The sequence below is a fragment of the Olleya sediminilitoris genome (assembly GCF_016785945.1).
Taxonomy (GTDB): Bacteria; Bacteroidota; Bacteroidia; order Flavobacteriales; family Flavobacteriaceae; genus Olleya; species Olleya sediminilitoris.
This window is the reverse complement of record NZ_JAEMEF010000003.1, coordinates 111,125-136,582: the sequence shown is the minus strand read 5'-3', so window position 1 is coordinate 136,582 and position 25,458 is coordinate 111,125. Positions and strand designations below refer to the sequence as shown.

General features: G+C 31.8%; 20 protein-coding genes. 13 read left to right on the top strand and 7 right to left on the bottom strand.

The window, feature by feature from the left end:
• Positions 1 to 98 precede the first annotated feature (98 nt).
• Positions 99 to 1,355, top strand: coding sequence for a methionine adenosyltransferase (gene metK, locus JAO71_RS04880; RefSeq protein ID WP_202999304.1), 1,257 nt, complete (start codon positions 99 to 101; stop codon positions 1,353 to 1,355).
• Between the two features lie 51 nt (positions 1,356 to 1,406).
• On the opposite strand, the gene rsmG is transcribed toward metK, so the two are convergent.
• Positions 1,407 to 2,039 carry a 16S rRNA (guanine(527)-N(7))-methyltransferase RsmG gene (gene rsmG, locus JAO71_RS04875; protein WP_054851953.1) on the bottom strand — a complete coding sequence of 211 codons (633 nt, stop codon included), beginning with the start codon at positions 2,037 to 2,039 and terminating at the stop codon, positions 1,407 to 1,409.
• Positions 2,040 to 2,175: 136 nt separating this feature from the next.
• Here rsmG and JAO71_RS04870 point away from each other — a divergent pair, with 136 nt between their 5' ends.
• Together JAO71_RS04870 and JAO71_RS04865 are read left to right on the top strand one after the other, a co-directional pair.
• Positions 2,176 to 3,270 (top strand): fatty acid desaturase family protein, encoded by a 1,095-nt coding sequence (locus JAO71_RS04870; RefSeq protein ID WP_028289055.1) that lies wholly within the window; start codon positions 2,176 to 2,178, stop codon positions 3,268 to 3,270.
• Positions 3,271 to 3,303: 33 nt separating this feature from the next.
• On the top strand, positions 3,304 to 4,494 hold the full coding sequence (locus tag JAO71_RS04865) for a pyridoxal phosphate-dependent aminotransferase (RefSeq protein WP_202999302.1): 1,191 nt from the start codon (positions 3,304 to 3,306) through the stop codon (positions 4,492 to 4,494).
• Positions 4,495 to 4,551: 57 nt separating this feature from the next.
• Here JAO71_RS04865 and JAO71_RS04860 read toward each other — a convergent pair whose 3' ends face one another.
• The gene (locus tag JAO71_RS04860; RefSeq protein WP_202999299.1) at positions 4,552 to 4,818 is read right to left on the bottom strand and encodes a hypothetical protein; all 267 of its coding nucleotides are present in this window, start codon (positions 4,816 to 4,818) and stop codon (positions 4,552 to 4,554) included.
• A 192-nt stretch (positions 4,819 to 5,010) separates the two neighbouring features.
• On the opposite strand from JAO71_RS04860, the gene JAO71_RS04855 reads away from it, so the two are divergent.
• Positions 5,011 to 7,707 (top strand): T9SS type B sorting domain-containing protein, encoded by a 2,697-nt coding sequence (locus JAO71_RS04855; RefSeq protein WP_202999298.1) that lies wholly within the window; start codon positions 5,011 to 5,013, stop codon positions 7,705 to 7,707.
• A gap of 24 nt (positions 7,708 to 7,731) precedes the next feature.
• On the opposite strand, the gene JAO71_RS04850 is transcribed toward JAO71_RS04855, so the two are convergent.
• Positions 7,732 to 9,237, bottom strand: coding sequence for a TrkH family potassium uptake protein (locus JAO71_RS04850; RefSeq protein ID WP_028289058.1), 1,506 nt, complete (start codon positions 9,235 to 9,237; stop codon positions 7,732 to 7,734).
• A complete protein-coding gene (gene trkA / locus JAO71_RS04845; RefSeq protein WP_202999289.1) occupies positions 9,237 to 10,586 on the bottom strand; it encodes a Trk system potassium transporter TrkA in 1,350 nt (449 codons plus the stop codon). The genes JAO71_RS04850 and trkA overlap by 1 nt, the downstream gene beginning before the upstream one ends.
• 120 nt (positions 10,587 to 10,706) lie before the next feature.
• Between trkA and ubiE the strand changes: the two genes are divergently transcribed.
• Both ubiE and porT read left to right on the top strand, forming a co-directional pair.
• Positions 10,707 to 11,435: a bifunctional demethylmenaquinone methyltransferase/2-methoxy-6-polyprenyl-1,4-benzoquinol methylase UbiE gene (gene ubiE / locus JAO71_RS04840; RefSeq protein ID WP_028289060.1), complete on the top strand. Its 729-nt coding sequence runs from the start codon at positions 10,707 to 10,709 to the stop codon at positions 11,433 to 11,435.
• Complete coding sequence (gene porT, locus JAO71_RS04835; RefSeq protein WP_036598299.1) at positions 11,435 to 12,160, top strand: type IX secretion/gliding motility protein PorT/SprT; 726 nt, start codon at positions 11,435 to 11,437, stop codon at positions 12,158 to 12,160. Before ubiE ends, porT begins: the two co-directional genes overlap by 1 nt.
• Positions 12,161 to 12,162: 2 nt before the next feature.
• Here the strand turns inward: porT and JAO71_RS04830 are convergent, their stop codons facing one another.
• Positions 12,163 to 12,876, bottom strand: coding sequence for a TrmH family RNA methyltransferase (locus JAO71_RS04830; protein WP_202999287.1), 714 nt, complete (start codon positions 12,874 to 12,876; stop codon positions 12,163 to 12,165).
• Positions 12,877 to 13,038: 162 nt separating this feature from the next.
• Here JAO71_RS04830 and tamL point away from each other — a divergent pair, with 162 nt between their 5' ends.
• The 3 genes from tamL to accD all read left to right on the top strand — a co-directional run bounded on the left by tamL (position 13,039) and on the right by accD (position 17,938).
• The gene (gene tamL, locus JAO71_RS04825) at positions 13,039 to 15,576 is read left to right on the top strand and encodes a translocation and assembly module lipoprotein TamL (protein ID WP_202999285.1); all 2,538 of its coding nucleotides are present in this window, start codon (positions 13,039 to 13,041) and stop codon (positions 15,574 to 15,576) included.
• A gap of 116 nt (positions 15,577 to 15,692) precedes the next feature.
• The gene (fbaA, locus tag JAO71_RS04820; protein ID WP_054851961.1) at positions 15,693 to 16,760 is read left to right on the top strand and encodes a class II fructose-bisphosphate aldolase; all 1,068 of its coding nucleotides are present in this window, start codon (positions 15,693 to 15,695) and stop codon (positions 16,758 to 16,760) included.
• A 320-nt stretch (positions 16,761 to 17,080) separates the two neighbouring features.
• Positions 17,081 to 17,938 carry an acetyl-CoA carboxylase, carboxyltransferase subunit beta gene (accD, locus tag JAO71_RS04815; protein WP_028606562.1) on the top strand — a complete coding sequence of 286 codons (858 nt, stop codon included), beginning with the start codon at positions 17,081 to 17,083 and terminating at the stop codon, positions 17,936 to 17,938.
• Positions 17,939 to 17,976: 38 nt separating this feature from the next.
• On the opposite strand, the gene def is transcribed toward accD, so the two are convergent.
• Complete coding sequence (gene def / locus JAO71_RS04810) at positions 17,977 to 18,606, bottom strand: peptide deformylase (protein ID WP_116824076.1); 630 nt, start codon at positions 18,604 to 18,606, stop codon at positions 17,977 to 17,979.
• Between the two features lie 44 nt (positions 18,607 to 18,650).
• Positions 18,651 to 19,760 (bottom strand): sensor histidine kinase, encoded by a 1,110-nt coding sequence (locus JAO71_RS04805; RefSeq protein ID WP_202999277.1) that lies wholly within the window; start codon positions 19,758 to 19,760, stop codon positions 18,651 to 18,653.
• 291 nt (positions 19,761 to 20,051) lie between these two features.
• Here JAO71_RS04805 and rpsO point away from each other — a divergent pair, with 291 nt between their 5' ends.
• The 4 genes from rpsO to proC all read left to right on the top strand — a co-directional run bounded on the left by rpsO (position 20,052) and on the right by proC (position 25,458).
• Entirely contained in the window at positions 20,052 to 20,321 is a 270-nt protein-coding gene (gene rpsO / locus JAO71_RS04800) for a 30S ribosomal protein S15 (protein WP_028289067.1), read from the top strand.
• Between the two features lie 174 nt (positions 20,322 to 20,495).
• Complete coding sequence (locus JAO71_RS04795) at positions 20,496 to 22,748, top strand: polyribonucleotide nucleotidyltransferase (RefSeq protein ID WP_202999275.1); 2,253 nt, start codon at positions 20,496 to 20,498, stop codon at positions 22,746 to 22,748.
• 201 nt (positions 22,749 to 22,949) lie between these two features.
• Entirely contained in the window at positions 22,950 to 24,353 is a 1,404-nt protein-coding gene (locus JAO71_RS04790) for a glycosyltransferase (RefSeq protein WP_202999272.1), read from the top strand.
• 298 nt (positions 24,354 to 24,651) lie between these two features.
• Positions 24,652 to 25,458: a pyrroline-5-carboxylate reductase gene (gene proC / locus JAO71_RS04785; RefSeq protein ID WP_116824073.1), complete on the top strand. Its 807-nt coding sequence runs from the start codon at positions 24,652 to 24,654 to the stop codon at positions 25,456 to 25,458.

Here is a 25,458-nt window from a genome sequence, read left to right as displayed (position 1 = left end):
GATTTGACTGATTGCAACCTCATTAAAAAATGCTAAAGGCAGTGTAAACTTCCTTGGACGCTTTCGTCAAATCTATATATACATTTTAAAAAACAAATATGGCGTATTTATTTACATCAGAAAGTGTGTCTGAAGGACACCCAGACAAAGTAGCAGATCAAATTAGTGATGCTTTAATAGACAACTTTTTAGCTTTTGATAAAGATAGTAAAGTAGCTTGCGAGACGTTAGTTACAACAGGTCAAGTGGTACTTGCTGGAGAAGTTAAATCTAACACTTACCTTGACGTACAAAAAATTGCAAGAGACACAATTAACAAAATAGGTTATACCAAAAGCGAATACATGTTTGATGGTAACTCTTGTGGTGTTTTTAGTGCTATACATGAACAATCAGACGATATTAATCGTGGTGTTGATCGTGCTAGCAAAGAAGAACAAGGTGCAGGTGACCAAGGTATGATGTTTGGTTATGCAACACGCGAGACAGAAAACTATATGCCTTTAGCTTTAGATTTATCTCATAAAATTTTAATTGAATTAGCAGAGTTACGTCGCGAAAACAAAGACATTACTTACCTAAGGCCTGATTCTAAAAGTCAAGTTACTATTGAATATAGTGATGACAATACACCACTACGTATTGACGCTATAGTCGTATCAACACAACATGACGATTTTGATGCAGAAGATGACGCTATGTTATCAAAAATCAGAAAAGACATTGTTGAGATTTTAATACCTAGAGTAATTGCTAAATTACCGGAAGCAACACAAGCTTTATTTAATGATGACATTAAATATCACATCAATCCAACAGGGAAATTTGTAATTGGTGGACCACATGGTGATACAGGATTAACTGGTCGTAAGATTATTGTTGATACTTATGGAGGAAAAGGTGCACATGGTGGTGGAGCATTTTCTGGAAAAGATCCTAGTAAAGTAGACCGAAGTGCAGCTTACGCAACAAGACATATTGCTAAAAATTTAGTTGCTGCTGGTGTTTGTGATGAAATTTTAGTACAAGTATCTTATGCAATTGGTGTTGTTGAACCAATGGGAATTTTTGTTGACACATACGGAACTTGCGCTTTTAATATGACTGATGGTGAAATTGCTGAAAAAATATCTAAGATATTTGACATGCGTCCATCTGCTATTGAAGATCGTTTAAAATTACGTAATCCTATGTACAGCGAAACTGCTGCTTATGGACACATGGGAAGGCAAAGTGAAACTGTATCTAAAACTTTTTCAAGACCAAATGGTGGAGACATTACTGTTGATGTCGAATTATTTACTTGGGAAAAACTTGACTACGTTGATAAAGTAAAAGCTGAATTTGGATTATAATATCCAATCAATATATTAATAAAAAAGCCTCACAAATGTGAGGCTTTTTTATTATTTAGCTTTCCATTTTATTGGCAAATGAACAACCTTCTTGGTTTCAAAAAAGTCTTCTTCATAAAAATCAGAAATATTATAAATAGTAGTTGTTTGATAATCTTTTAACTCTTCTGTTAAATCTCCACCTTTAAGATAAAGAATTCCATTTTTCAAGTCATTTTGTTGTGTCTTGGCCACTTTACCTTTTATCCAATGCACAAAAGTTGGCATTGCAGCAACTGCACGACTTATAATAAAGTCGTATGTTTCTTTAATTTCTTCAACACGACTATGAGTCACTTTTACATTTTGCAATTCTAAACCTGTAACTACCTCACGTACTACATTCAATTTTTTATTGATACTATCTACCAAATGAAACTCACATTCAGGATATAAAATAGCCAAAGGGATACCAGGAAACCCTCCTCCTGTACCAACATCCATCATAGAGCTTCCGCTTTTAAAATCCATGACTTTAGCAATTGCCAAAGAGTGTAAAACGTGTCTTAAATACAACTCGTCAATATCTTTTCTTGACACCACATTAATTTTCAAATTCCAATCTTGATATAAAGCTTCAAGCTTTGTAAATTGTTCAATCTGTAATGGTGTTAAATCAGGAAAATACTTTAAAATCAGCTCCATAATCTTATATAATTTTCGGCAAAAATATACATTTTAACATAAAAAAAGGAGCTTCTGTTTTGCTTAATTAATTATCTTTGTTAACAAATATTATTTGACGATTTTTTTCGTTACAATAAAAAAGAATACAATTACAATGACAAAGCAAACAGTAACATTCTCACGAATAGACTCTGCAAAATTTTTTAAAACACTAAACAAACGTGTTAACAATTACTTTAAAGAGAATAACATAAAAAAAACAGGGAACTGGAAATTATACATCAAAGCAATAGTAATGTTCACCCTATTATTAGGCCCATTAGCGCTATTATTGTCAGTTGATTTACCTGCTTGGCTATTAATTATATGCGTTATGATTATAGGCGTAGGTATGGCTGGTGTTGGTATGAATGTAATGCATGATGCAAATCATGGGTCTTTTTCTAGTAAAAAATGGGTTAACAGATTAATGGGTAGTAGTATCCATATTTTAGCAGGAAACGATTACAACTGGAAAGTACAACACAATGTTTTACACCATACCTATACTAATATTGAAGGTCATGATGAAGACATTGATGCAGGACGAATCATTAGATTTTCTAAGCATTCAAAATGGTTAAAAATCCATCAATACCAAAAATATTATGCTTTTTTACTTTATGGTTTACTAACGGTAAATTGGGCAATTACAACAGATTTTAAACAAACCTACAACTACTTAAAAAGAAAATTATCTTATGGAGATTTTCCTAAGCCTGCTACACAATGGACCAAATTAATTATTGGTAAAATATTGTATTATGCTATTTGGGTTGTTTTACCTTTATCTTTAGGATATACTTGGTGGCAAGTTTTAATTGGATTTTTAATCATGCATTATACTGCAGGAATAATTTTAAGTGTTGTGTTTCAATTAGCACATGTTATGCCAAATACTGACATGCCAATTCCTGATGAAAACGGAAACATGAAAAATACTTGGGCTATTCACCAATTATTTACAACTTCTAACTTTTCGCCTAAAAACTGGTTAGTAGAGTTTTACACAGGAGGATTAAACAGACAAGTTGAACATCACTTATTTGCACATATTAGCCATGTACATTACAAACACATCGCTAAAATTGTAAAAGAAACAGCTCATGAATTTAGCTTACCATATAACGAATACAAAACTATGTGGAAAGCAATCTCTGAACACTACAACCAACTTAAAGTTTTAGGACAAAACCCCAACTTAGCTTAATTAATTTCTTTATTAAAAAAATACTATACATTTATGAGCCAATCACTTTCTAACCGTATTTTAAACATGTCCACTTCTGCTACTTTAGCTATGGCAGCAAAAGCCAGAGAACTTAGAGGCGAAGGCAAAGATATTATTGGTTTAAGTTTAGGAGAGCCTGATTTTAATACACCAGATTTTATTAAAAACGCAGCAATCCAAGCTATAAATGATGATTACAACTCATACACTCCAGTTGATGGGTATCAAGAATTAAAAGAAGCTATTATTACTAAATTTAAACGTGATAATAAATTAACGTACACTTTACCACAAATTGTTGTTTCTACAGGAGCTAAGCAAAGTTTAGCAAACGTTGCAGCAGTAATGCTTAATGAAGGAGACGAAGTTATTTTACCATGTCCTTATTGGGTTAGTTATTCTGATATTGTAAAGCTAAACGATGGAGTCCCTGTTGAAGTTAAAACGAGTATTGATACAGACTTTAAAATGACACCTGCTCAGTTAGAAGCTGCTATTACACCAAAGACAAAAATGTTATGGTTTAGTAGTCCTTGTAACCCAAGTGGATCTTTATATAGCGAAAAAGAATTAGAGGCTTTAGCCGAAGTTTTAAAAAAACACCCAAACATTTATGTAGTTTCTGACGAAATTTATGAACACATAAATTACACAGGAAAGCCACACGCAAGTATGGCTAATGTAGAAGGTATGTTTGACAACACCATAACTGTAAACGGAGTATCAAAAGCTTTTGCTATGACAGGTTGGCGAATTGGTTACATTGGTGCACCAGATTGGATAGCACGTGCGTGTAACAAAATGCAAGGTCAGGTAACAAGTGGTGCAAACTGTATTGCACAACGTGCTGTTATTACTGCTTTAAATGCTGAACCTACTGTTGTAAAGTTCATGATTGACGAATTTAAAGTACGTCGTGATTTAGTCTTAGATTTATTAAGCGACATTGAAGGTTTTAATACAAACACACCAGAAGGTGCATTTTATGTTTTTCCTGATGTATCTCATTTTTTTGGAAAGTCTTTAAAAGGAAAAACCATTAACAACGCTACAGATTTCTCTTTATTTCTATTAGAAGAAGCTTTAGTTGCTACTGTAACTGGTGACGCTTTTGGTAATCCAAACTGCATAAGAATAAGCTATGCAGCTTCACAAAAAGAAATTAAAGAAGCTATAAAACGAATTAAAGAAGCAGTTAGCTAACTGTACTGTAACTTTAAAACACAAAAAAGCCTTACATAAATTATGTAAGGCTTTTTTTTATGCAAAATATATTAATGTACCAAACATAACAAAAATGACAAGTGCTAATAATATAATTTGTTTTATACGTCTTTGCTTATGTTCCCTTTGAAGCTTCTGTCGTAATAATAATATTGAAGCTTCAGAAATTTCAGGTAAATTGTACTCTGTTTTCTCAGTAGAATTAGTAACAAAACTAAAAGATTTCTCTTTACGTTTTGCTAGCATATTCCTATTGCTTTTAAGTGACTGGTTTGCAGCCATCATTGATCCTTCTCCTCCCATGATTAAAATATTTTTTATTCTGAAAAACTTCAGACATTAAACTTTATAACCTTCAGATTTTAGTGTTCAATTCTAAAATTGAAAAATTACCTCATAAAAAAAGCAGCTTTACCTATAAGTAGCAGCTTTATTATAAAAGTTACATATAAAAAATTAAATTATAATTACTATATTGAACTGAAAATGAACAAGATGTCGCTATTAATAAGAAAAAACTCACTTATATTAACATTTACCATAATTATAAATTTTGCCTGCATAGCTCAAAATGAAACTAATAATTGGTATTTTGGAGATTACGCTGGAATTAATTTTAACAATGGAGAGCTATCGCAATTGAACGACGGTAACATGTCTACAGTTGCTGGATGTTCCAGCATATCTAATAGTGATGGTCAATTACTGTTTTACACAAACGGACAGACTGTTTGGAATAAAAATCATGAAGTAATGACTAATGGTAACGATTTAAACGCTGAGGTTGAGAATAATCAATCAACTATTATCATTCCTGACCCAAGTGACATTAATAACTATTACATTTTAACTACCAGATTAGATGAGGCCTATTCTGGCATTTTTTATTCTAAAGTTGTATTTAATGCACAACACCCTCTTGGCCATATATTTACTAAAAACAGAAGATTAACAACTAGTTCTACACAACGCATCACAGCTGTTTACTCTCCTCAAGACAATACTTATAAGGCTGTGGGCTTAGGCAAAATAGGAAGCCCTTCAGAAACAACATTTAATGCTTTATTTGTAATTAATGTCGGGACTATAGTAAATGCTCCCAATAATAATATCACTTTAGAAAACACCATTTTACTAGAAGAAACTTTTTACAGCACTTTAGGTACTATAAAATTTTCTCCTAATGGACAATTAATTGCAATCGGTGATAGTAGTTCCAACTCCAATGTATATATATACGATTTTCATCATTCTTCTAACTCCGTAACATTTCAACAAAGCTTTAATGCTGGATATCTTTTTAATCCAATTCCTATTGAAGGTCTTGAATTTTCTGCAGATTCAGAATTTCTTTACATTACAGGAAACACATACGTTGCTTATCTTCATAAATACATCATTAATTCCCCTACACCTTACATCAATGAAAAAATTTTAATAGCAACTTCGGAAGATATTGAATTTGGTGCATTACAATTGGCTAGTGACTCTAAAATTTACATGGCTAATTACCTTTCTGACATACCTTATAATGTAAACAGTATTGGTGTAATAAATAATCCAGAAGATGAAATAGTTAACTTTAATCCCTCTAGTATTGAATTAACAAATTCAGCAAGTGCAAAAGGACTACCTAATTTTGTTACTTCTTACTTTAAAAATAGAATAATTGCTAAAAACGATTGTTTCTATGATTCAATAAATTTTTCTTTAGATGCTTACGACACAATCACTGACGCTTACTGGGAGTTTGGAGATGGTAACACTGCTAACGGCTTAAACATTTCTCATCAATACGTAGAATCTGGGACGTATATTGTACGAGCACTTATTACAATTGGAAATAATCAAATAGAGCTTTTCAAAAAAATTAAAGCTTATCCAATAGCTGAACTTACAGATGATTACTACTTATCACAATGCGACATTAACAATGACGGAATTTCATCATTTAATTTATTTGAGGTATATAATGGCCTACAAAATGACATTAGGGATGATTATCAATTTCAATTTTATTACACACAACAAGACGCAATAAATCAAACCAACATTATTGATAATCCAGATTATTTTACAAATTCATCAAATCCTCAACAGATTTTTGTTAACATTACTACAGAACTTGGGTGTATCAATACAGACTCTTTCTTTATCGAAGTACTGAGCCAAAATGTAGTTACCCTTGACCCATACATTGTGTGTGATAATTCCAATGAAATTTTTGAAGATCAAATTGGTAGGTTTAATTTAGCAAATAAATTAGAAGAATTAAATCTATTTTTTAATATTGAAGATGATGAGTACATAAGATTTTATAGAACTGAGGAAGATGCATTATCTAATACAAATCCTTTATATTTTCAATATGACACGGACACTACTACATTATGGATTGTTGTTAGAAAAGAAAATGGCGATTGCGGAACAATTGCTACAATGGATTTAATTGTAAATCAAGCTTTAGACCTAGATATTGATGATAATTACCAGCTATGTGAATTAGAACCTAACCCTATATTAGACGGAGGAGGTGATAACGATACTTGGAGTTGGTACGATAGCACAAACGGGGTATTATTATCAAATCAACGCCTTTTTGAATTGATAAATCCTGGAGTTTATGAAATAGTAGTTACAAAATTAGAAAATGACTTGCTATGTACTAGAAGTAAAACGTTTGAAGTTTTAGCACCTATAATACCTGTGTTTGAATCTATAGATATTGAAGGTACAAACCTCGAGATTTCAATTAATGGAAATAGCCAATATGAATTTTCTTTAAACAATCAAGATTTCTTTGGCCAATCTACTGCTTTTACATTTTATGATGTAACTCCAGGTGTCATTGAAATTTTTGTAAGAGATATAAATAATTGTGAACAATCCATACAAACAGAAATATCTTTTATTCATTATCCAAAGTTCTTTACACCAAATAATGATGGCAACAATGACATGTGGATAGTTTATGGTATTAACGATAATTTATATAAAAAAGCCGAAGTGACAATTTATGATAGGTTTGGAAAAATACTTTATGTTTTTACTTTAAAAACAATTCATCAAGGCTGGAGAGGAGAATATAATAATGTCCTACTACCAAATTCTGACTATTGGTTTAAAGCACAATTAATAGATCAAAACGACAGAATGATTCAAAAATCTGGTCATTTCACCTTAAAAAGGTAATTTCAAAATTTAATATAGATTTAATTATCTATTTCTCCAGAAAAAAGGTGTTAATAAAATCAAGACTGTAAACAACTCTAAACGACCAATTAACATCAAAAATGCAGACCACCATTTACCAATAGCAGGAAGTGACGCATAGTTATTTACTGGACCAAACTGACCTAAAGCAGGACCAACATTTCCTAAACTTGAGGCAGCGATACCAACAGAAGACTCATAATTAATTCCCATCATAGAAAAGCCTAATGCACCAATAATAAAAGCAATCATATACAATATGAAAAACCCTAAAATATTAAATACAATCTCTTTAGAAATAGCTTTTTTATTATATCTAACAGGTACAATTGCATTTGGGTGAAGGGTACGCTTAAATTCTAAGAAACCGTTTTTAATCAAAACTAAATGACGGACCACTTTTACACCTCCTGCTGTACTACCAGCTGAACCTCCTAAAAACATCAACCCGAAGAAGAATACTACTAAAAATGGAGTCCATAAAGTATAGTCTGCTGTAACAAATCCTGTAGTTGTAATTACAGATAACACTTGAAACAAGGAATGTCTAAAAGCACTTTCACCTGCTCCCCAAACCATTGGATGGTCAATTGTAGACAAGGTTAAATCTGCTCTAAAATAAATTATCAATGCAGCTATTACAGTAAAAATAGCGACAAACTTAAAGTATAATTTAAACTCTTCATCTTGAATTACTTTTTGTACTTTACCTTTAAAAGCAAAGTAACTTAATACAAAGTTAGAGCCTGCTAAAAACATAAAAAAGATAATGATATACTGTATAATTGGCTTGTTATTCCAGTAGGCAACACTAGCATTTTTAGTAGAAAAACCTCCAGTGGACAACGTACACATCGAGTGGTTTACTGCGTCAAAAAAGCTCATTCCTGCTACTTTAAGCAAAATAGTTTCAGCAGCTGTATAACCAAAGTAAATTAACCATAATCGTTTTGCTGTATCTGTAATACGAGGATGCAATTTATCTGCACTTGGTCCTGGTGCTTCAGCAGCAAATAATTGCATACCACCAATCCCTAATAAAGGTAGGATAGCAACTGCTAATACAATAATACCCATACCTCCAATCCAATGTGTTAAGCTTCGCCAGAATAAAACACCTTTTGGCACAATTTCAATATCATTTAAAATTGAAGCTCCTGTGGTAGTAAAACCTGACATGGTTTCAAAAAAAGCGTTAGTAAAATTAGGTATTGCTCCTGATGCTAAATAAGGTATTGCACCAGAAATAGACATTACGATCCAACCAAAAGACACGACAATGTATCCTTCTCGCTTATTCATCTCTTTGTTATGATTGCGATGGTGATACATACCTATAAGTCCCAAAATTAAAATACCAGTACCTGAAGACAGTAATTGCAAAGTAACACCATCTTTATAAAAAAAACTTACTAAGGCTGATAACAGAATAAAACCTCCATTAAAAACCAATAATAGTCCAAAAAAATAAAAAATTATTTTGTAATTAAGGCGTAGTCCTTTTCCCATTATAAAAATAGTTTTTCAACTTCTTTAATAGATCTTGGCAAGCAACAAACTACAATGTAGTCTCCTTCTTCAATCCTAAAATCACCTAAAGCAATAATACCTTTTCCTCCTCTAATTACACCTCCAACAATTGCGGAACGCGGAAATTTAACATCCTTTATTAACTTATTGCAAATCTTAGAAGTCGCTTTAACCCTAAACTCTAGAAGCTCTGCATTCATGTTATTAAGTTTAGTCATTGCTACGACTTCACCTTTACGAATGTATCTAAATATATTGTTTGCTGCTAATAGCTTTTTATTAATCAAAGTATCAATACCTATGGATTGTGATAACTCAAAATAATCCATGTTTTCAACTAAAGCGATTGTTTTTTTAACGCCTTTCGATTTAGCTACCAAACACGACATTATATTGGTTTCAGAATTACCAGTAACCGAAATAAACGCATCCATTTCGCCTATATTCTCTTCTTCTAACAACTCGACATTACGTCCATCACCATTAATGACAAGCACCTTTGGCAAATCGTCTGCTAAATCAAAAGCGGCATCTTTATTATTTTCTATTAACTTAACATTAAAACCGTTTGCAGATAAGTCTCGTGCAGTTTTATAACCAATTTTACTACCTCCTAAAATCATCACATCCTTAACAGGAGTATTAGTTTTTCCGGTCATTTTACACAACTCATCTCCTCCACTTGCACAGGTAATAAATACAACATTATCACCTTCTCTAAATTGTGTATCTCCTCTTGGTATAATTGTATACTGTGTCCCAAAACGCTGAATAGCAATTGGCACAAAATGAATTTCTGAAAATAATTGAGCTGCTTCTTTTACGGTTTTACCAACAAAACCAGCAGTTCTAGTTAGGTTTAAACTAACCATAGTTAATGCACCTCCTTCAAACTCGTAACTATCTTTAAAAGCGGATTGGTTTAAAAGTAATTCAATCTCTGAAGCTGCTAAACTTTCAGGTGAAATTAGTTCATCAATACCAAATCTGGTAAAACCAACTTCATCTTTGTGCTTAATAAACTCAGTATTTGATATTCTAGCTATTGTACGTTTAGCTCCTAGTTGTTTGGCTAAAACGCAAACCGTAATATTTGTAGTCTCTGATGCTGTAACACCAATTAACAAGTCTGCACGATCTATTTTTGCTTCCTTTAGAATAGCTATAGATGTTGCATCACCTTTTATTACTTTGATATCTAAATGGTTATCTGCGTAGGATAGACTGTCTCTATGTGTATCAATAAGTGTAATTTCTTGAGACTCGTAAGACAATAATTTTGCTAAATGAAATCCAACTTCACCAGCTCCAGCAATAATTATTTTCATATTATTTATAAATATAGGGAATACAAAGGTACTTAATTTAAATATTTAAGTGTCAATTATTTATTCTTTTGAAGTTTTATAGACTATTCTGAATGCATTATCTTTGTAAAAAAATTGATTTTGACAAAAGTAAATCCCTACAAAAATAGCGACTTAGGCAAAAAAGAACAGGTTACTAAAATGTTTGATACCATTTCTGGTGAATATGATGGCTTAAACCGAGTAATCTCTTTTGGTATTGATATTAAATGGAGAAAAAAGGTAGTTGCTTTAGTTAAGGCTACTAATCCTAAAAATGTATTAGACATTGCAACTGGAACTGGTGATTTAGCAATTAATTTAGCCGAAACTAGTGCTGAAAAAATTATTGGTCTTGATATTAGTAGTGGAATGCTGGAAGTTGGAAAGCAGAAAATAAAAACCAAAAAACTAGATCAAAAAATTGAAATGGTTATTGGTGATTCTGAAAACCTTCCGTTTGATGACAATACTTTTGATGCTATTACTGTAGCATTTGGTGTTAGAAATTTTGAAACTTTGGAAAATGGTTTAAAAGATATTTTACGAGTTTTAAAACCTGGTGGGATATTTGTTATTTTAGAAACTTCTGTACCAACTAAGTTTCCTTTTAAACAAGGCTATCAATTTCATTCTAAAGTCATTTTACCAACCGTTGGAAAACTGTTTTCTAAAGACAAAACTGCTTATAAATATTTAAGCGAAAGTGCTAATGCATTTCCTTATGGAGAAGCTTTAAACAATATTTTAAGAAAAATTGGGTTTATTAATGTTACAGATATGCCTCAAACATTTGGTGTAGCTACAATTTACAAAGCATCAAAACAATAATGACTACAAAACATATTTACCTTTTTGCAATTGCACTTTTAATTGCAAATGTGTCTCAAGCCCAATTATTTTCTAAAGAAAAAATTAAAAACCTTGAAACTGTTGATAAAGCAAAGCTAAGTTGGGGTTATTACCTTGGATTTAATAATTTAGATTTTAAATTTGATTATAACCAAAACCTTGGAGATATTCAAACAGAACGTACCGTTGGGTTTAATGTTGGGTTACTTGGTAATATACGTCTTAACGATTATTTTGACCTTAGATTTGAACCAGGTTTAGTAATCTCTCAACGTAATTTAAATTACCAAGAAAATTATTTTGATGGTTTTGAAGACGACGTTTCAGATTCTGATTTATTACGTGAAGTTAAATCTACCTATGTCTATTTTCCTTTACTATTAAAGATTTCTACTAAACGTGTTAACAACATCAAACCTTTTATTTTAACAGGAGTCTCTACAGCTATTAACTTATCTAGTAACGAGAAAAATCCTGACGACAATTATTCTGGTGCTTTTAGAATGGTTAAAAACATGCAGTTTTTTGAACTTGGTATTGGTATTGATTTTTATTTGGACCGTTTTAAGTTTACGCCTTCGCTTAGAGGTGTTTTTGCAATGAAAGACGAATTAGTAAGAGATCAAGATCCAAACAGTCCATGGACAGGTAACATCACACAAATGCAAACAAGAGGTTTTTTTATAAATTTTACTGTACAGTAAAATTACCCTCTTCTAAATTCACTTAATAAAATAGCACCTGCAGTAGCAACGTTTAAACTTTCTGTAGCTTGTAAGTCTCCAAATCGTGGAATACTAATTTTATCTGTTACAGAAGCTTCAATAGTTTTTGATATTCCGTTTGCTTCGTTTCCTAATATCAAAACTCCTACTTTAGGCAAGTTTGATTGATAAACATTTTGACCATCCATAAAAGCACCAAACACAGGTAAAGTGGTCTCTTTTAAAAACAAGTCCAAATCTGTATATGTAATATTGACGCGTTTTAAAGATCCCATGGTGGCTTGAACAACTTTAGGGTTGTAACAATCTACAGTCTCTGAACTACAAACAAGGTTTTTAACACCAAACCAATCACACAATCTTATAATTGTCCCTAAATTTCCTGGATCTCTCACAGCATCCAAAGCAACAATCAATTCGTTACCAATTTCTGCTTTTGAAATAGGGATTTTAAAAATAGCCAAAGCAGTATTTGGAGTAGTTAAACAACTTATTTTTTTAAGTTCTACTGCAGTGATTAAAGTTTCGTTGTCAACATTAAAAGTTTCGGTAGTAAATAAATCCACCAAACTAAACGACGAGTCTAAAAACTCACGTATGACTTTAACGCCTTCAGCAATAAATAAACCTTCCTGTTGTCTATATTTTTTCTGCTTTAAGCGCGTTATACTTTTGATTTGATTTTTAGAAATCACAATATTTAAAATTTTTATAAAGAAAATGAAAAATTTGCAGTTAGCATTTGTGTGTTTCTATTTATTTAAAATTACTTTATTAATTAAATAGTGTATTTTTGAATACAAAGTCAATTTCAGGCACAAAATTTGCGTTAAACACCCGAAACAGTTACATATCTCTTGAAAAATTATCAGTTTAAAGTTGTCCTTTTAGTAGTATTAACTTGCTTGTTAAATGCATGTGATACGGTTAAACGTGTAGCCAAAGACCAGTACCTTCTAACAAAAAACACATTAACTATTAACAATCAAAAAGTAACTAATGATACCATTTCAAATTTATTGTACCAAAAGCCAAATACAAGATTACCTATACCATACACCAACATACCTTTAAGACTATATTTTTACAATACTGCACGTCCAAATATAGATTCTATTTTAAATGCCGAATATTATAGTCAACCAGATAAGATGGAGCGTAAATCCAAATTTTTATCTAGAAAACAATTAGAAAAAAGGTTAGAGTCTAAAGCCAACTTTAATAAATGGATCAAACGCACAGGTGAAGCTCCTGTAATTGTTGATACAGCTTTAACTAATAAATCTATAACTAAAATAGAAAACTACTACAAAGTAAATGGATGGTTTAATGCTAGAGCCGATTATAAGATAACAAGAGGTGATGACAAAAAAGCAACCATAGACTACTTAATATCAACAGGTAAACCATACATGCTAGACACACTTGACGTTACTATTGGATCTCCTGAAGTAGAAAAAATATACAACCAACACAAAGAAAAAAGTTTACTTAAACAAGGTAAGCAATACCGTATTTCAAATGTTTATGGAGAGGAAGACAGAATTGTTGATTTAATGAGAAACAATGGTGTTTACCACTTTAGCCAAGATTATGTAAGTTTTGTTGGTGATAGTATTTTGGGTAACCATAAACTAAATATAACCACAGTAATTGAAGACAAACTTGTCAGAGAAGATGAAATTTCTAGAAGAGAAAAGTTTAAAATTTTTAAAGTTAAAGATGTAAATATTTTTACTAATAGCTCATACAAAGACCGAAACGTACCAACAAGTGACACGACTAGTTACGATGGTTATAATATTTACAGTATTGGTAAACTTAAATACAAACCTAGAGCTTTAACTAATGCTGTGTTTATTACACCAAATACTATTTTTAAAGACAAAAACAGACCACTGACATCAAGAAAAATTAGTGATTTGCGCACCTTTAAATACCCTAATATTGATTATATTGAAAATCCAGACACGACACTTACTGCAAATATCTACTTAACACCTTTACAGAAATTTGAATTAGAGTTTAGTACCGAAGCCATGCAAAGTAACATCCAAACTATCGGATTTTCAATAAACCCTAGTTTATTAATAAGAAATGTATTTAATGCAGCTGAAACTCTAGAAATTTCTGGATTCACTTCTATTGGAGCGTCAAAAGATAGTAATAATGATAACGATCAATTTTTTGATATTAACGAGCTTGGTGCTAATCTAAAACTAACAATCCCAAGACTATTCTCTCCTTTTAATACCGAAAAAATAATACCTAAATTCATGTTTCCGTCTACCAGCTTAACAGTAGCTGCTACTAGTCAGACTAATATTGGGTTGGATAAACAGAGTTTTACTGGATCTTTCAATTACAAATGGTATCCAAACAATACAGTCACAAATAAGTTAGATTTGTTTAATATTCAGTTTGTAAAAAACCTAAATACAGCAAACTACTTTAATGTATACAATACCTCTTATGAATCCTTAAACTCAATTGCCCAAACAAGCGGATTTATAGATGATACCGAAGATTTGAGTATCCCAACAGGAGCAAATACTTTTTTAAGTCAAGTCGCAAACGGAAGTTACAATTCTATATTATCTACAGACGATTTAGACACAGCAAACGCAATTAACGAACGTAAACAAAGACTAACCGAAGACAACCTTATTTTCGCAACTAATTTTAGCTACGTAAAAGACAGACGCGACAACTTAGCTGACGAGGATTTTTCAATTTTCAGAGCAAGATTCGAGTTAGCAGGAAACTTATTTGCTCTAACATCTAGAGCGTTAGGATTAGAAAAAAATGAAGACGGAAAATATGAAATGTTTAATGTTGCTTTTTCTCAATACGCAAAAACAGAGCTTGACTATATTAAACACTGGAAGCTAGGTTACAAAAACGTATTAGCTATCAGAACATTTTTTGGTATTGCAGTACCTTATGGCAACTCAACAAACATACCATTTTCTAAAAGTTTCTTTGCAGGTGGAGCCAATGATAACAGAGCATGGTCTGCCTATAACCTTGGACCAGGAAGCTTACAAACTAGTAACGAGTTTAATGAAGCTAACTTAAAAATAGCCTTAAGTGTAGAACAACGTTTTAATCTATTTGGCGCTTTAAACGGAGCCTTTTTTATTGATGCAGGAAATATCTGGAATGTTTTTGATGACATAGAACAAGACGAAGCTACTTTTTCTGGCATCGATAGCCTAAAGGACATAGCAGTAGGTTCTGGTTTTGGATTACGTTATGATTTTAACTTTTTTGTATTACGTGGTGATATAGGTTTTAAAACCTATGATCCGTCCTATACTTTAGGCAACAGATGGTTTAAAGACTACAACTTTGCTAATGCAGTATACAACATAGGTATCAACTATCCATTCTAAATAAAACACCTAATTTGCTATAACGTTTGCGTGCTTTTATTGTTAAAAAGGCAATAAAACATAGCATTTTTTTACTACTTTTGAGGTATATACAAATACAACTAAATACATACAAAATGGCTCATAATATAAAACCAGGAGTTGCAACCGGAAAAGAAGTACAAGAAATTTTTAAACTTGCAAAAGAAAAAGGATTTGCATTACCAGCAGTTAATGTTATTGGATCAGACACTATAAATGGTGTTTTAGAGACAGCAGCAGCATTAAACGCACCAGTAATCATTCAGTTTTCAAATGGTGGAGCACAATTTAACGCAGGAAAAGGACTAAGTAACGAAGATCAAAAAGCAGCAATAGCAGGATCTATAGCAGGAGCAAAACACGTACACTTAATGGCAGAAGCCTATGGTGTGCCAGTAATTTTACACACAGACCACTGTGCAAAAAAATTATTACCTTGGATTGACGGTTTATTAGATGCAAGTGAGCAACACTTTAAAGAAACAGGAAAATCATTATATAGCTCACACATGATTGACCTAAGTGAAGAGCCACTTGAAGAAAACATAGAAATCTGTAAACAATACCTAGCCAGAATGAGCAAAATGGGTATGACCTTAGAGATCGAACTTGGTATTACAGGAGGAGAAGAAGACGGAGTAGACAATAGTGATGTAGACGAGTCTAAATTATACACACAACCAGAAGAAGTAGCCTATGCCTATGAAGAGCTTAGCAAAGTAAGCGACCAATTTACAATAGCAGCTGCATTTGGTAACGTACACGGTGTTTACAAACCAGGAAACGTAAAATTAACACCAAAAATCTTAAAAAACTCTCAAGAGTTTTTATCTCAAAAACACAACTTACCACACAACCATATTGACTTTGTATTTCACGGTGGATCAGGATCAACCCTAGAAGAAATTAGAGAAGCAATAGGTTACGGAGTTATAAAAATGAACATCGATACAGACATGCAATACGCATTCATGTCAGGAGTTAGAGATTATATGGCAGAAAAAACAGACTACCTACAATCACAAATTGGTAGTCCAGATGGACCAGAATCTCCAAACAAAAAATACTACGATCCACGTGTTTGGTTACGTAAAGGAGAACAAACATTTGTAGAGCGTCTTAAAAAAGCATTTGAAGACCTAAATAACGTAGACACACTATAAAACAATTTTGGCGTTACCCAAGGGTCGGGCTTTCCGTTATATCTTTTTTGAAAAAAAACAAAAAAGGATGCCACTACAATCCCTAACGCAAGCCAAGAACATTACATAAAATAAAATTCCGTTTAAACCTAGTATGTATAGGACTTAAACGGAATTTTTTTATACCTCAAAAGCAACAAAAAACAGATAGCCACTACAATTTTTGAGTTTCAGTAATAAAAAATGTAATTTTGTACACTTGCAAAAGCAAACTAAACTAACAAAAAATATAGATTATTAGAAAACATCTAAAAATCTTAATCCCAAAATAGTAAATCAATATGGCTTGGTTTAAAAGAAAAGAAAAAGGAATACAAACCGCTACCGAAGAGAAAAAAGACATCCCAAAAGGACTGTGGTATAAATCTCCAACCGGAAAAATAGTAGACTCAAAAGAACTAGAAAAAAACTTTTACGTAAGTCCAGAAGACGGTTACCACGTAAGAATAGGAAGTAAAGAATATTTTGAAATATTATTTGACGATAATAAATTTAAAGAGCTAGACGCAAACCTAACCTCAAAAGATCCATTAAAGTTTGAGGATACAAAAAAATATCCAGACCGTTTAAAAGCTGCAGAAAATAAAACAAACCTAAAAGACGCTGTACGTTGTGCAGTAGGTAAATCTAAAGGAAAAGATTTAGTTATTGCTTGTATGGATTTTGCTTTTATTGGAGGATCTATGGGAAGTGTTGTTGGAGAAAAAATAGCACGTGCTGCAGAATATTCATTAGAACATAAATTACCATTAATGGTCATCTCTAAATCTGGAGGAGCTCGTATGATGGAAGCAGCATTATCATTAATGCAATTAGCAAAAACATCAGCAAGATTAGGACAACTAGCAGACGCAGGTATACCTTACATATCATTAGCAACAGACCCAACTACAGGTGGTACGACAGCATCATTTGCAATGCTAGGTGATATTAACATTTCAGAACCAGGCGCATTAATTGGTTTTGCAGGACCACGTGTTGTACGTGATACCACTGGACAAGAATTACCAGAAGGCTTTCAAACGTCTGAGTTTTTATTAGAACATGGTTTTCTAGATTTTATTACTCATCGTAAAGAACTAAAAAACAAGGTAAATCAATATATAGATTTGATTACCAATCAGCCATTAAGAGCATAAATCAAAAAAGCCTTACTTTAAAAAGTAAGGCTTTTTTATTATTTAGCATCTTTAATCTCTTTATCTAAATGGTCTAAAAATAAAATACCGTTTAAGTGATCTATTTCATGCTGAAAAATAACAGAAGTAAAATCTGAAATATCTTCCGTTACATGCTGATTATCCATAGTATCATATTCAATTGTAATAACTTTAGATCTAGAGTTTAAGGTTTCAGCCCGATTTGGTATAGATAAGCAACCCTCTCTCCTAGTTTGCTTTTCTTCGGAATAATTAATTATTTTTGGATTTAAATACACCTCAAAAGGTGTATCGTCTTTATCAAAACGTTGTACCCAAATAATATTTTTCAAAATACCTACTTGTGGTGCAGCTATACCAACACCCATTGACATACTGTCTCTAACAGTAGCATATAAACGTTGTGTAAACTGTTTTAAAACGGTATCATTTACATCAGGTTTAACATAAGTGCTTTTTTTTCTTAATAATACTGAATCTTGTTTAGCATTAATTTTAAAAACACGCATTGGTTTACTAGCGTCTGCATTAAGTATTAAACTAGTTTGTTTTGCTGTAAAGTTCTGAGTCAACTTATTGTTATTATGTGTTGCACAACTACAAAAAAATATTAGCAATACAATAGAAGTATATATATGGAATTTCATTTAATTAAGTTTATAACATAAATATTAAAATGACGTTAGCAATCTTAACATTCAGCATTTTTAAAATGAACAGAAAACGTTGTTCCCTGATCTACTTTACTATCTACTTCAATACAACCTCCTAAAGCTTCAACATGATTACGTGTAATAAATAATCCTAAACCAACAGCATCTTTATGTCTATGAAAGGTTTTGTACATTTCAAATAGTTTTTCGCCATATTTATCTAAATCAATACCAAGTCCATTATCTGATATATCTAAAATAACACAATCTCCTTTTAACCTTGAAGACATACTAACTTTTAGTTTTCTTTTTTTAGACGCATATTTAATAGCATTAGTTAAAAAATTTAAAATAATACTATCTAAATAAGCTGGTATTGCTTTTATGTTATGATTTGGATTGATATTATTAACAATAGTAGCCTCAATACGTTTAGCTAATGCCTTTACATTATACATAGCTTGATTAGCATAACTATTCACGTTTAAAGCTTCAATTTCGTTTAACTCTAAAGATTTAATCTTAGCTATTTTAGATAAATGTGAAACAGTATCTCCTAAATTAGACACAGACTCCTTTAAAAACACAAAGTCTTCAATATCATCTAAATCATTTGCTTCTTCTTCTAAAAAAGAGACTAAAGTCGTCAAATTAGTAGCATGGGTTTTTAAATTATGTGTAATAATATCTGCAAAATTAGATAGCCTATTTTTTTGCTTTTCAGCAACAGCTAGCATTAACTCCAACTTTTCGTCATTACTTTTTCGTTCTGTAATATCTGATATTTGAGAAATAAAATAAAGAGGTTTTTGGTCATCACTTCTAACTAAAGACACACTTAATTTACACCAAACAATATGCCCTTTGTTATGAAAATAACGCTTTTCCATACTATAGTCATCTATACAACCAGCCAATAACGCTTGCATTTGACTTAAATCTAACTCTAAATCATCTTTGTGCGTGAGTTCTCTAAAGGTCATTTCGTACAATTCACTTTCAGTATAGCCTAAAATATCAGCAACACTTTTATTTACTTTAATCCACTCACCTGATAGACTAACAATAGCAATACCTTCTTTAGCAAAAGAAAATATATTTTCAAATAGCTTGTCTTTTTCTAGTTCTAGAGACAGGTTTTGTAACATACAAAATTGATTTATAGCGCAATAAATATATGACCTCTTACTTTAAAAAGCAACCAAAACGTCATAAGAAGTATAAAAATAGTTAAAAAAAATCACAACTAACTGTAAGAAAATACTATATACATTAACAAATTCTTGCTTTGTTAAATTATGTTTAACAATACATTTAAATTATAATTACACCCTATTTATAAATTAAATCAAATGTTTGCCATTTAATAAAAATAACTATATTTGCAGCTCGAAAGAAAGGCTTTCGTGTACATAACAATCATTTACAATAATATTAGAATGTATTTAGATCAAAAAGAAAAGGAAGAGATTTTTGCTAAACATGGTAAAAACGCTCAAGACACAGGTACTGCTGAAGGGCAAATTGCTTTATTCACTTACAGAATTAACCACTTAACAGAACACTTAAAGAAAAACCGTAAGGATTATAACACTGAGCGTTCACTTGTAAAATTAGTAGGTAAACGTCGTTCATTATTAGACTACTTAACTAAAAAGGATATCTTAAGATATCGTGCAATTGTTAAAGAATTAGGATTAAGAAAATAATCTAAATAAAAAGACCACGCTTTTCAGCGTGGTTTTTTGTTATATCATAACTCGATTTGGAAGAGTCTAAACTCCAATATAGAAGAAGCTAATTACAGTTTTTCATTGGTCATCACAACTACTACTACCACACACAACACAACGACCATTGTTTAATTAGAATTAAAAAAATTTATGATTCCAAAAGTTTTTAAAGAGGTCATAGACCTTGGTGACGGAAGAGAAATCTCTATCGAAACCGGAAAATTAGCAAAACAGGCACATGGATCTGTTGTTGTACAATCAGGAAACTGTATGTTATTATGTACATTAGTTTCTAACTACAAGCAAAGCGACGTAGACTTTTTACCACTAACGGTAGATTATCGCGAAAAATTTGCTGCAGCAGGACGTTATCCTGGAGGTTTCTTCAAAAGAGAAGCAAGACCAAGTGATGGAGAAGTATTAACAATGCGTCTTGTAGACCGTGTTTTACGTCCATTATTCCCAAAAGATTACCATGCAGAAACACAAGTAATGATTCAGTTAATGTCTCATGACGAAAATGTGATGCCTGACGCTATGGCTGGATTAGCTGCATCTGCTGCAATTCAATTATCTGACGTACCATTTGAAACCCCAATCTCTGAAGCTAGAGTTGGTCGTATTAATGGTGAGTTTATCATCAACCCAACACGTGCGCAATTAGAAGAATCTGATCTTGATATGATGATTGGTGCTTCTGCTGACTCAGTAATGATGGTTGAAGGTGAGATGCTAGAAATATCTGAAGAAGAAATGGCTGAAGCAATTAAATTTGCTCATGAAGCTATTAAAGTACAATGTGCTGCTCAAGTAAAATTAGCTGAAGCTTTTGGTAAAAAAGAAACACGTGAATATGATGCTGAACGTTCTGATGATGATTTAGCAAAAAAGATTTACGATTTAGCATATGATAAAGTATATGCTGTAGCCAAAGCTGGATCTTCAAAAAAAGAAAGAAGCAATGCTTTTTCTGAAATTAAAGAAGAAATAAAAGCAACTTTTAGTGAAGAAGAATTAGCAGATTATGGAGATTTAGTATCAAAATATTACGCTAAAGCAGAAAAAGCTGCAATACGTAACTTAACATTAGACGAAGGTTTACGTTTAGATGGACGTAAAACTGACGAAATTAGACCAATCTGGTGTGAAGTAGACTACTTACCATCAACACATGGGTCTTCTGTATTTACTCGTGGAGAAACTCAAGCATTAGCAACAGTAACTTTAGGAACCTCAAGAGAAGCTAACCAAATAGACATGGCTTCTTATGAAGGTGAAGAGCGTTTTTACTTACACTACAACTTCCCTCCTTTTTCAACAGGAGAAGCAAGACCTTTAAGAGGGACTTCTAGACGTGAAGTTGGTCATGGTAATTTAGCACAACGAGCATTAAAAAATATGGTACCAGCAGACTGTCCTTATACAGTACGTGTTGTATCAGAAATTTTAGAATCTAACGGGTCATCATCTATGGCAACCGTTTGTGCAGGAACTATGGCACTTATGGACGCTGGTGTTAAACTTAAAAAACCAGTTTCTGGTATTGCAATGGGTTTAATTACAGATGTAGAATCTGGTAAATACGCAGTATTATCTGATATATTAGGTGATGAAGATCACTTAGGAGATATGGACTTTAAAGTTACAGGTACAGCAGACGGAATTACTGCTTGTCAAATGGATATTAAAGTTAAAGGATTATCATACGAAATTTTAGTGAATGCATTAAAACAAGCTCGTGATGGTCGTTTACATATTTTAGGAAAAATAACAGATACTATTGACACACCTGCAAGTGACGTTAAAGGACATGCTCCAAAAATGGTTACAAGACGTATACCTAACGAGTTTATTGGTGCTTTAATTGGACCTGGAGGAAAAGTGATTCAAGAAATGCAAAAAGAAACTGAAACTACAATCGTTATTAACGAGGATCCAGTTACAGAAGAAGGTATTGTTGAAATATTAGGAGTTGGTAATAAAGGTATTGATGCTGTTTTAGCAAAAATAGACTCATTATTATTTAAGCCTGAAGTAGGAAGCGTATACGAAGTTAAGGTTATCAAAATGTTAGATTTTGGAGCTGTGGTTGAGTATGTTGAAGCTCCTGGAAATGAGGTTTTATTACACGTATCTGAATTAGCTTGGGAACGTACAGAAAATGTATCTGATGTAGTCAACATGGGAGACGTTTTTGATGTAAAATACTTTGGCGTAGACAAACGTACACGTAAAGAAAAAGTATCTAGAAAAGCTATTTTACCAAAACCAGAAGGTTTTGTAGAAAGACCACCAAGAGATGATAAACGTTCTGGTGGACGTGATAATAGAGGAAGAGATAATCGTGGACGTGATAACAGACGTGATGATCGTAAACCTAGAGACACAAAAAAAGAAGACTAATTCTTTTTAAACTCAAAATAAATTTAAAAGCTCAACATACTGTTGAGCTTTTTTTATGCTAAAAATTTATATCAATAATCGCTAATACAATAAAATTAAACAGCTAATTATAAAGTTTTCTTAAATAGACCGCAACAAACATCCAAACGTTACTAATGTGACGTAACACTTGTAAACATCAACTAAATATTAAATATTTATATGAATACAAATTACGCTAATACAAATTCAAAAAAAACATTTAAAGAAAAACTAACACAGTATTTTCAAAAATTTAATGGTTCTGAAAACGTATCAACGTCTCAAAACAAAATGGTTCTTTTAAGTACTTTTCTATTAATCATGTTGGGTTTATACTTCTTTTCTGTATTTCATAATGACTTTGAAGTATTTAATGCAATGCAAGCACAATCAGCCATTGGATTAACTTTTATTACAATTGCTTCCTTTTTATTTTTTTATAAAGTATTATTTTTTGCATACACTGCCTATAATTTCTATAAATACAAGCCTATTGCTTCAGTATCTGATAATGAATTACCAACATGTACAGTCATTGTTCCTGCTTATAATGAAGGTAAACAAGTCTGGGAAACATTAATAAGCTTATCAAAAAGTAACTACCCAAAAGAAAAAATACAGTTATTAGCAATTGATGATGGAAGTCTTGATGATACTTGGGATTGGATTAAAGATGCAAAAAAACAACTTGGTGATACATTAGAAATTTATAAACAACCCAAAAACAAAGGTAAAAGACACGCACTATACAGAGGTTTTAATTTAGGAACAGGAGATATTTTTGTTACAGTTGATAGTGACTCTATAGTTACTGAAGACACTTTAAAAAACTTAGTTAGTCCATTTATAGTTGACGAAAAATGTGGTGCTGTCGCAGGAAACATTAGAGTATTAAATAATAAAAAAGAAATGCTTCCTAAAATGCTGGACGTTAGTTTTGTAATGAGTTTTGAATTTGTTAGATCTGCCGAAAGTAATTTAAACTCGGTATTATGTACTCCTGGAGCATTAGCTGCTTACAGACGAAGTGCTGTCTTTAAATGTTTACCGGAATGGATTGAGCAAAAATTTATGGGACAACCTTCAGATATTGGAGAGGATAGAGCGATGACAAACATGATTTTAAAACAAGGCGAACATGTACTTTTCCAAAGTAATGCTGTTGCCTATACAAATGTTCCTGAAGAATATTTAGGACTATATAAAATGTTTATTCGTTGGGGAAGAAGTAATGTTAGAGAAAGTTTGGAGATGGCAAAATACGTATTTACAGATTTTAGAGAAGGTAATAAAACAGGAACTAGACTTTTATTTGTAAGTCAATTTGCAGAACTTATAATGAGCTTCCCTTTTATGCTGTTTATGTTATTTTTTGTTTTAGTGCATCCTTTACTATTTTTTGGATCTACTTTAGTTAGTATATTATTTTTATCAACGTTTTCATTAATATTTTATACGAATCGTCATAAATCTACTCAAGGGTTTTGGGCATATTCATATAGTATTCTTTACACATTTGGATTATTTTGGATAACACCTTATGCTATTGCAACAGCAAATAAAAGAGGTTGGTTAACTCGTTAATTGATAAAAAAAATCAAAAATAGTATCAAACACCTCTGTTTAAACAGAGGTGTTTTTATTAAAAACAACACGTAATTACAAAATTGTCACCGACAGACTGTCACAATTACCTAGTAACTAGTTTTTATCAAATTATAGATTTAGTTACATATGAAGACTAAATCTATAATTTGATAATTATGATCGTAAATTCTTAAAAATATCAAATTTATTTAAATCAATCTTTCACTTTGGCACTATCGCATAGTAATTGATGCTATTATAGTACTGACAGTTAATTTATTAATTAAAACACATTATGAAAGTATTAGTAATAGGAGCCGGAAACATGGGTTTAACTTATTCTGAAGGAATGATAAATTCTTCATTATTAAACAAACACAAATTAAGAATATTTGATACCGATCCTAAAAAAATTGAAACATTAAGACAAGAACCAAAATTTAATGTTTACACATCATTACAGGACTGTTTACCACAAGCAGACATTATTTTTTTAGCAGTAAAACCATACCACTGTGAAGACCTATTTACAGAAATGATCAATTTAGTAAATACAGAACAAATTTTTGTGTCTTTAATGGCAGGTGTCACAATAAAGTCCATTCAAAAAGGATTAGGCATAAAAAAAGTGATTAGAACCATGCCTAATTTACCTGCTAAAGTTGGTAAAGGTGTGACTTCATATACAGGAGATACTTCAGTATCTAAAGTAGAGTTACTAATGATCAGACATTTATTAGACACAACAGGTACATCTATTGAGGTAAGTAGCGAAAATTTTATTGATGCCTCTACAGGAATTTCTGGTAGTGGTCCTGCTTATGTTTTTTATTTTATGCAATCTATGCTTGAAGCTGCTTTAAAAATGGGCTTTTCAGAATACGACTCTAAAGTACTTGTAAGTAACACTTTTGAAGGTGCAATTGAATTATTTAGTCAAAATGATATCTCTCCAGAAAAATGGATCGACAAAGTCGCCTCTAAAGGCGGAACAACTCAAGCTGCAATAGATAGTATGGAAGATAATAATGTAAAACAACTTATTCAAGATGCTGCATATGCTGCTTTTGATAGAGCTGTAGAATTAGGAAAAGAAAAATAA

Coding starts and splice junctions, on each gene's coding strand:
- rpsO (WP_028289067.1), top strand. CDS start 20,052: ATGTATTTAGATCAAAAAGAAAAGGAAGAGATTTTTGCTAAACATGGT.
- accD (WP_028606562.1), top strand. CDS start 17,081: ATGGCTTGGTTTAAAAGAAAAGAAAAAGGAATACAAACCGCTACCGAA.
- JAO71_RS04805 (WP_202999277.1), bottom strand. CDS start 19,760: ATGTTACAAAACCTGTCTCTAGAACTAGAAAAAGACAAGCTATTTGAA.
- rsmG (WP_054851953.1), bottom strand. CDS start 2,039: ATGGAGCTGATTTTAAAGTATTTTCCTGATTTAACACCATTACAGATT.
- JAO71_RS04795 (WP_202999275.1), top strand. CDS start 20,496: ATGATTCCAAAAGTTTTTAAAGAGGTCATAGACCTTGGTGACGGAAGA.
- JAO71_RS04870 (WP_028289055.1), top strand. CDS start 2,176: ATGACAAAGCAAACAGTAACATTCTCACGAATAGACTCTGCAAAATTT.
- JAO71_RS04860 (WP_202999299.1), bottom strand. CDS start 4,818: ATGGGAGGAGAAGGATCAATGATGGCTGCAAACCAGTCACTTAAAAGC.
- metK (WP_202999304.1), top strand. CDS start 99: ATGGCGTATTTATTTACATCAGAAAGTGTGTCTGAAGGACACCCAGAC.
- JAO71_RS04865 (WP_202999302.1), top strand. CDS start 3,304: ATGAGCCAATCACTTTCTAACCGTATTTTAAACATGTCCACTTCTGCT.
- JAO71_RS04855 (WP_202999298.1), top strand. CDS start 5,011: ATGTCGCTATTAATAAGAAAAAACTCACTTATATTAACATTTACCATA.
- def (WP_116824076.1), bottom strand. CDS start 18,606: ATGAAATTCCATATATATACTTCTATTGTATTGCTAATATTTTTTTGT.
- proC (WP_116824073.1), top strand. CDS start 24,652: ATGAAAGTATTAGTAATAGGAGCCGGAAACATGGGTTTAACTTATTCT.
- trkA (WP_202999289.1), bottom strand. CDS start 10,586: ATGAAAATAATTATTGCTGGAGCTGGTGAAGTTGGATTTCATTTAGCA.
- JAO71_RS04850 (WP_028289058.1), bottom strand. CDS start 9,237: ATGGGAAAAGGACTACGCCTTAATTACAAAATAATTTTTTATTTTTTT.
- porT (WP_036598299.1), top strand. CDS start 11,435: ATGACTACAAAACATATTTACCTTTTTGCAATTGCACTTTTAATTGCA.
- fbaA (WP_054851961.1), top strand. CDS start 15,693: ATGGCTCATAATATAAAACCAGGAGTTGCAACCGGAAAAGAAGTACAA.
- JAO71_RS04790 (WP_202999272.1), top strand. CDS start 22,950: ATGAATACAAATTACGCTAATACAAATTCAAAAAAAACATTTAAAGAA.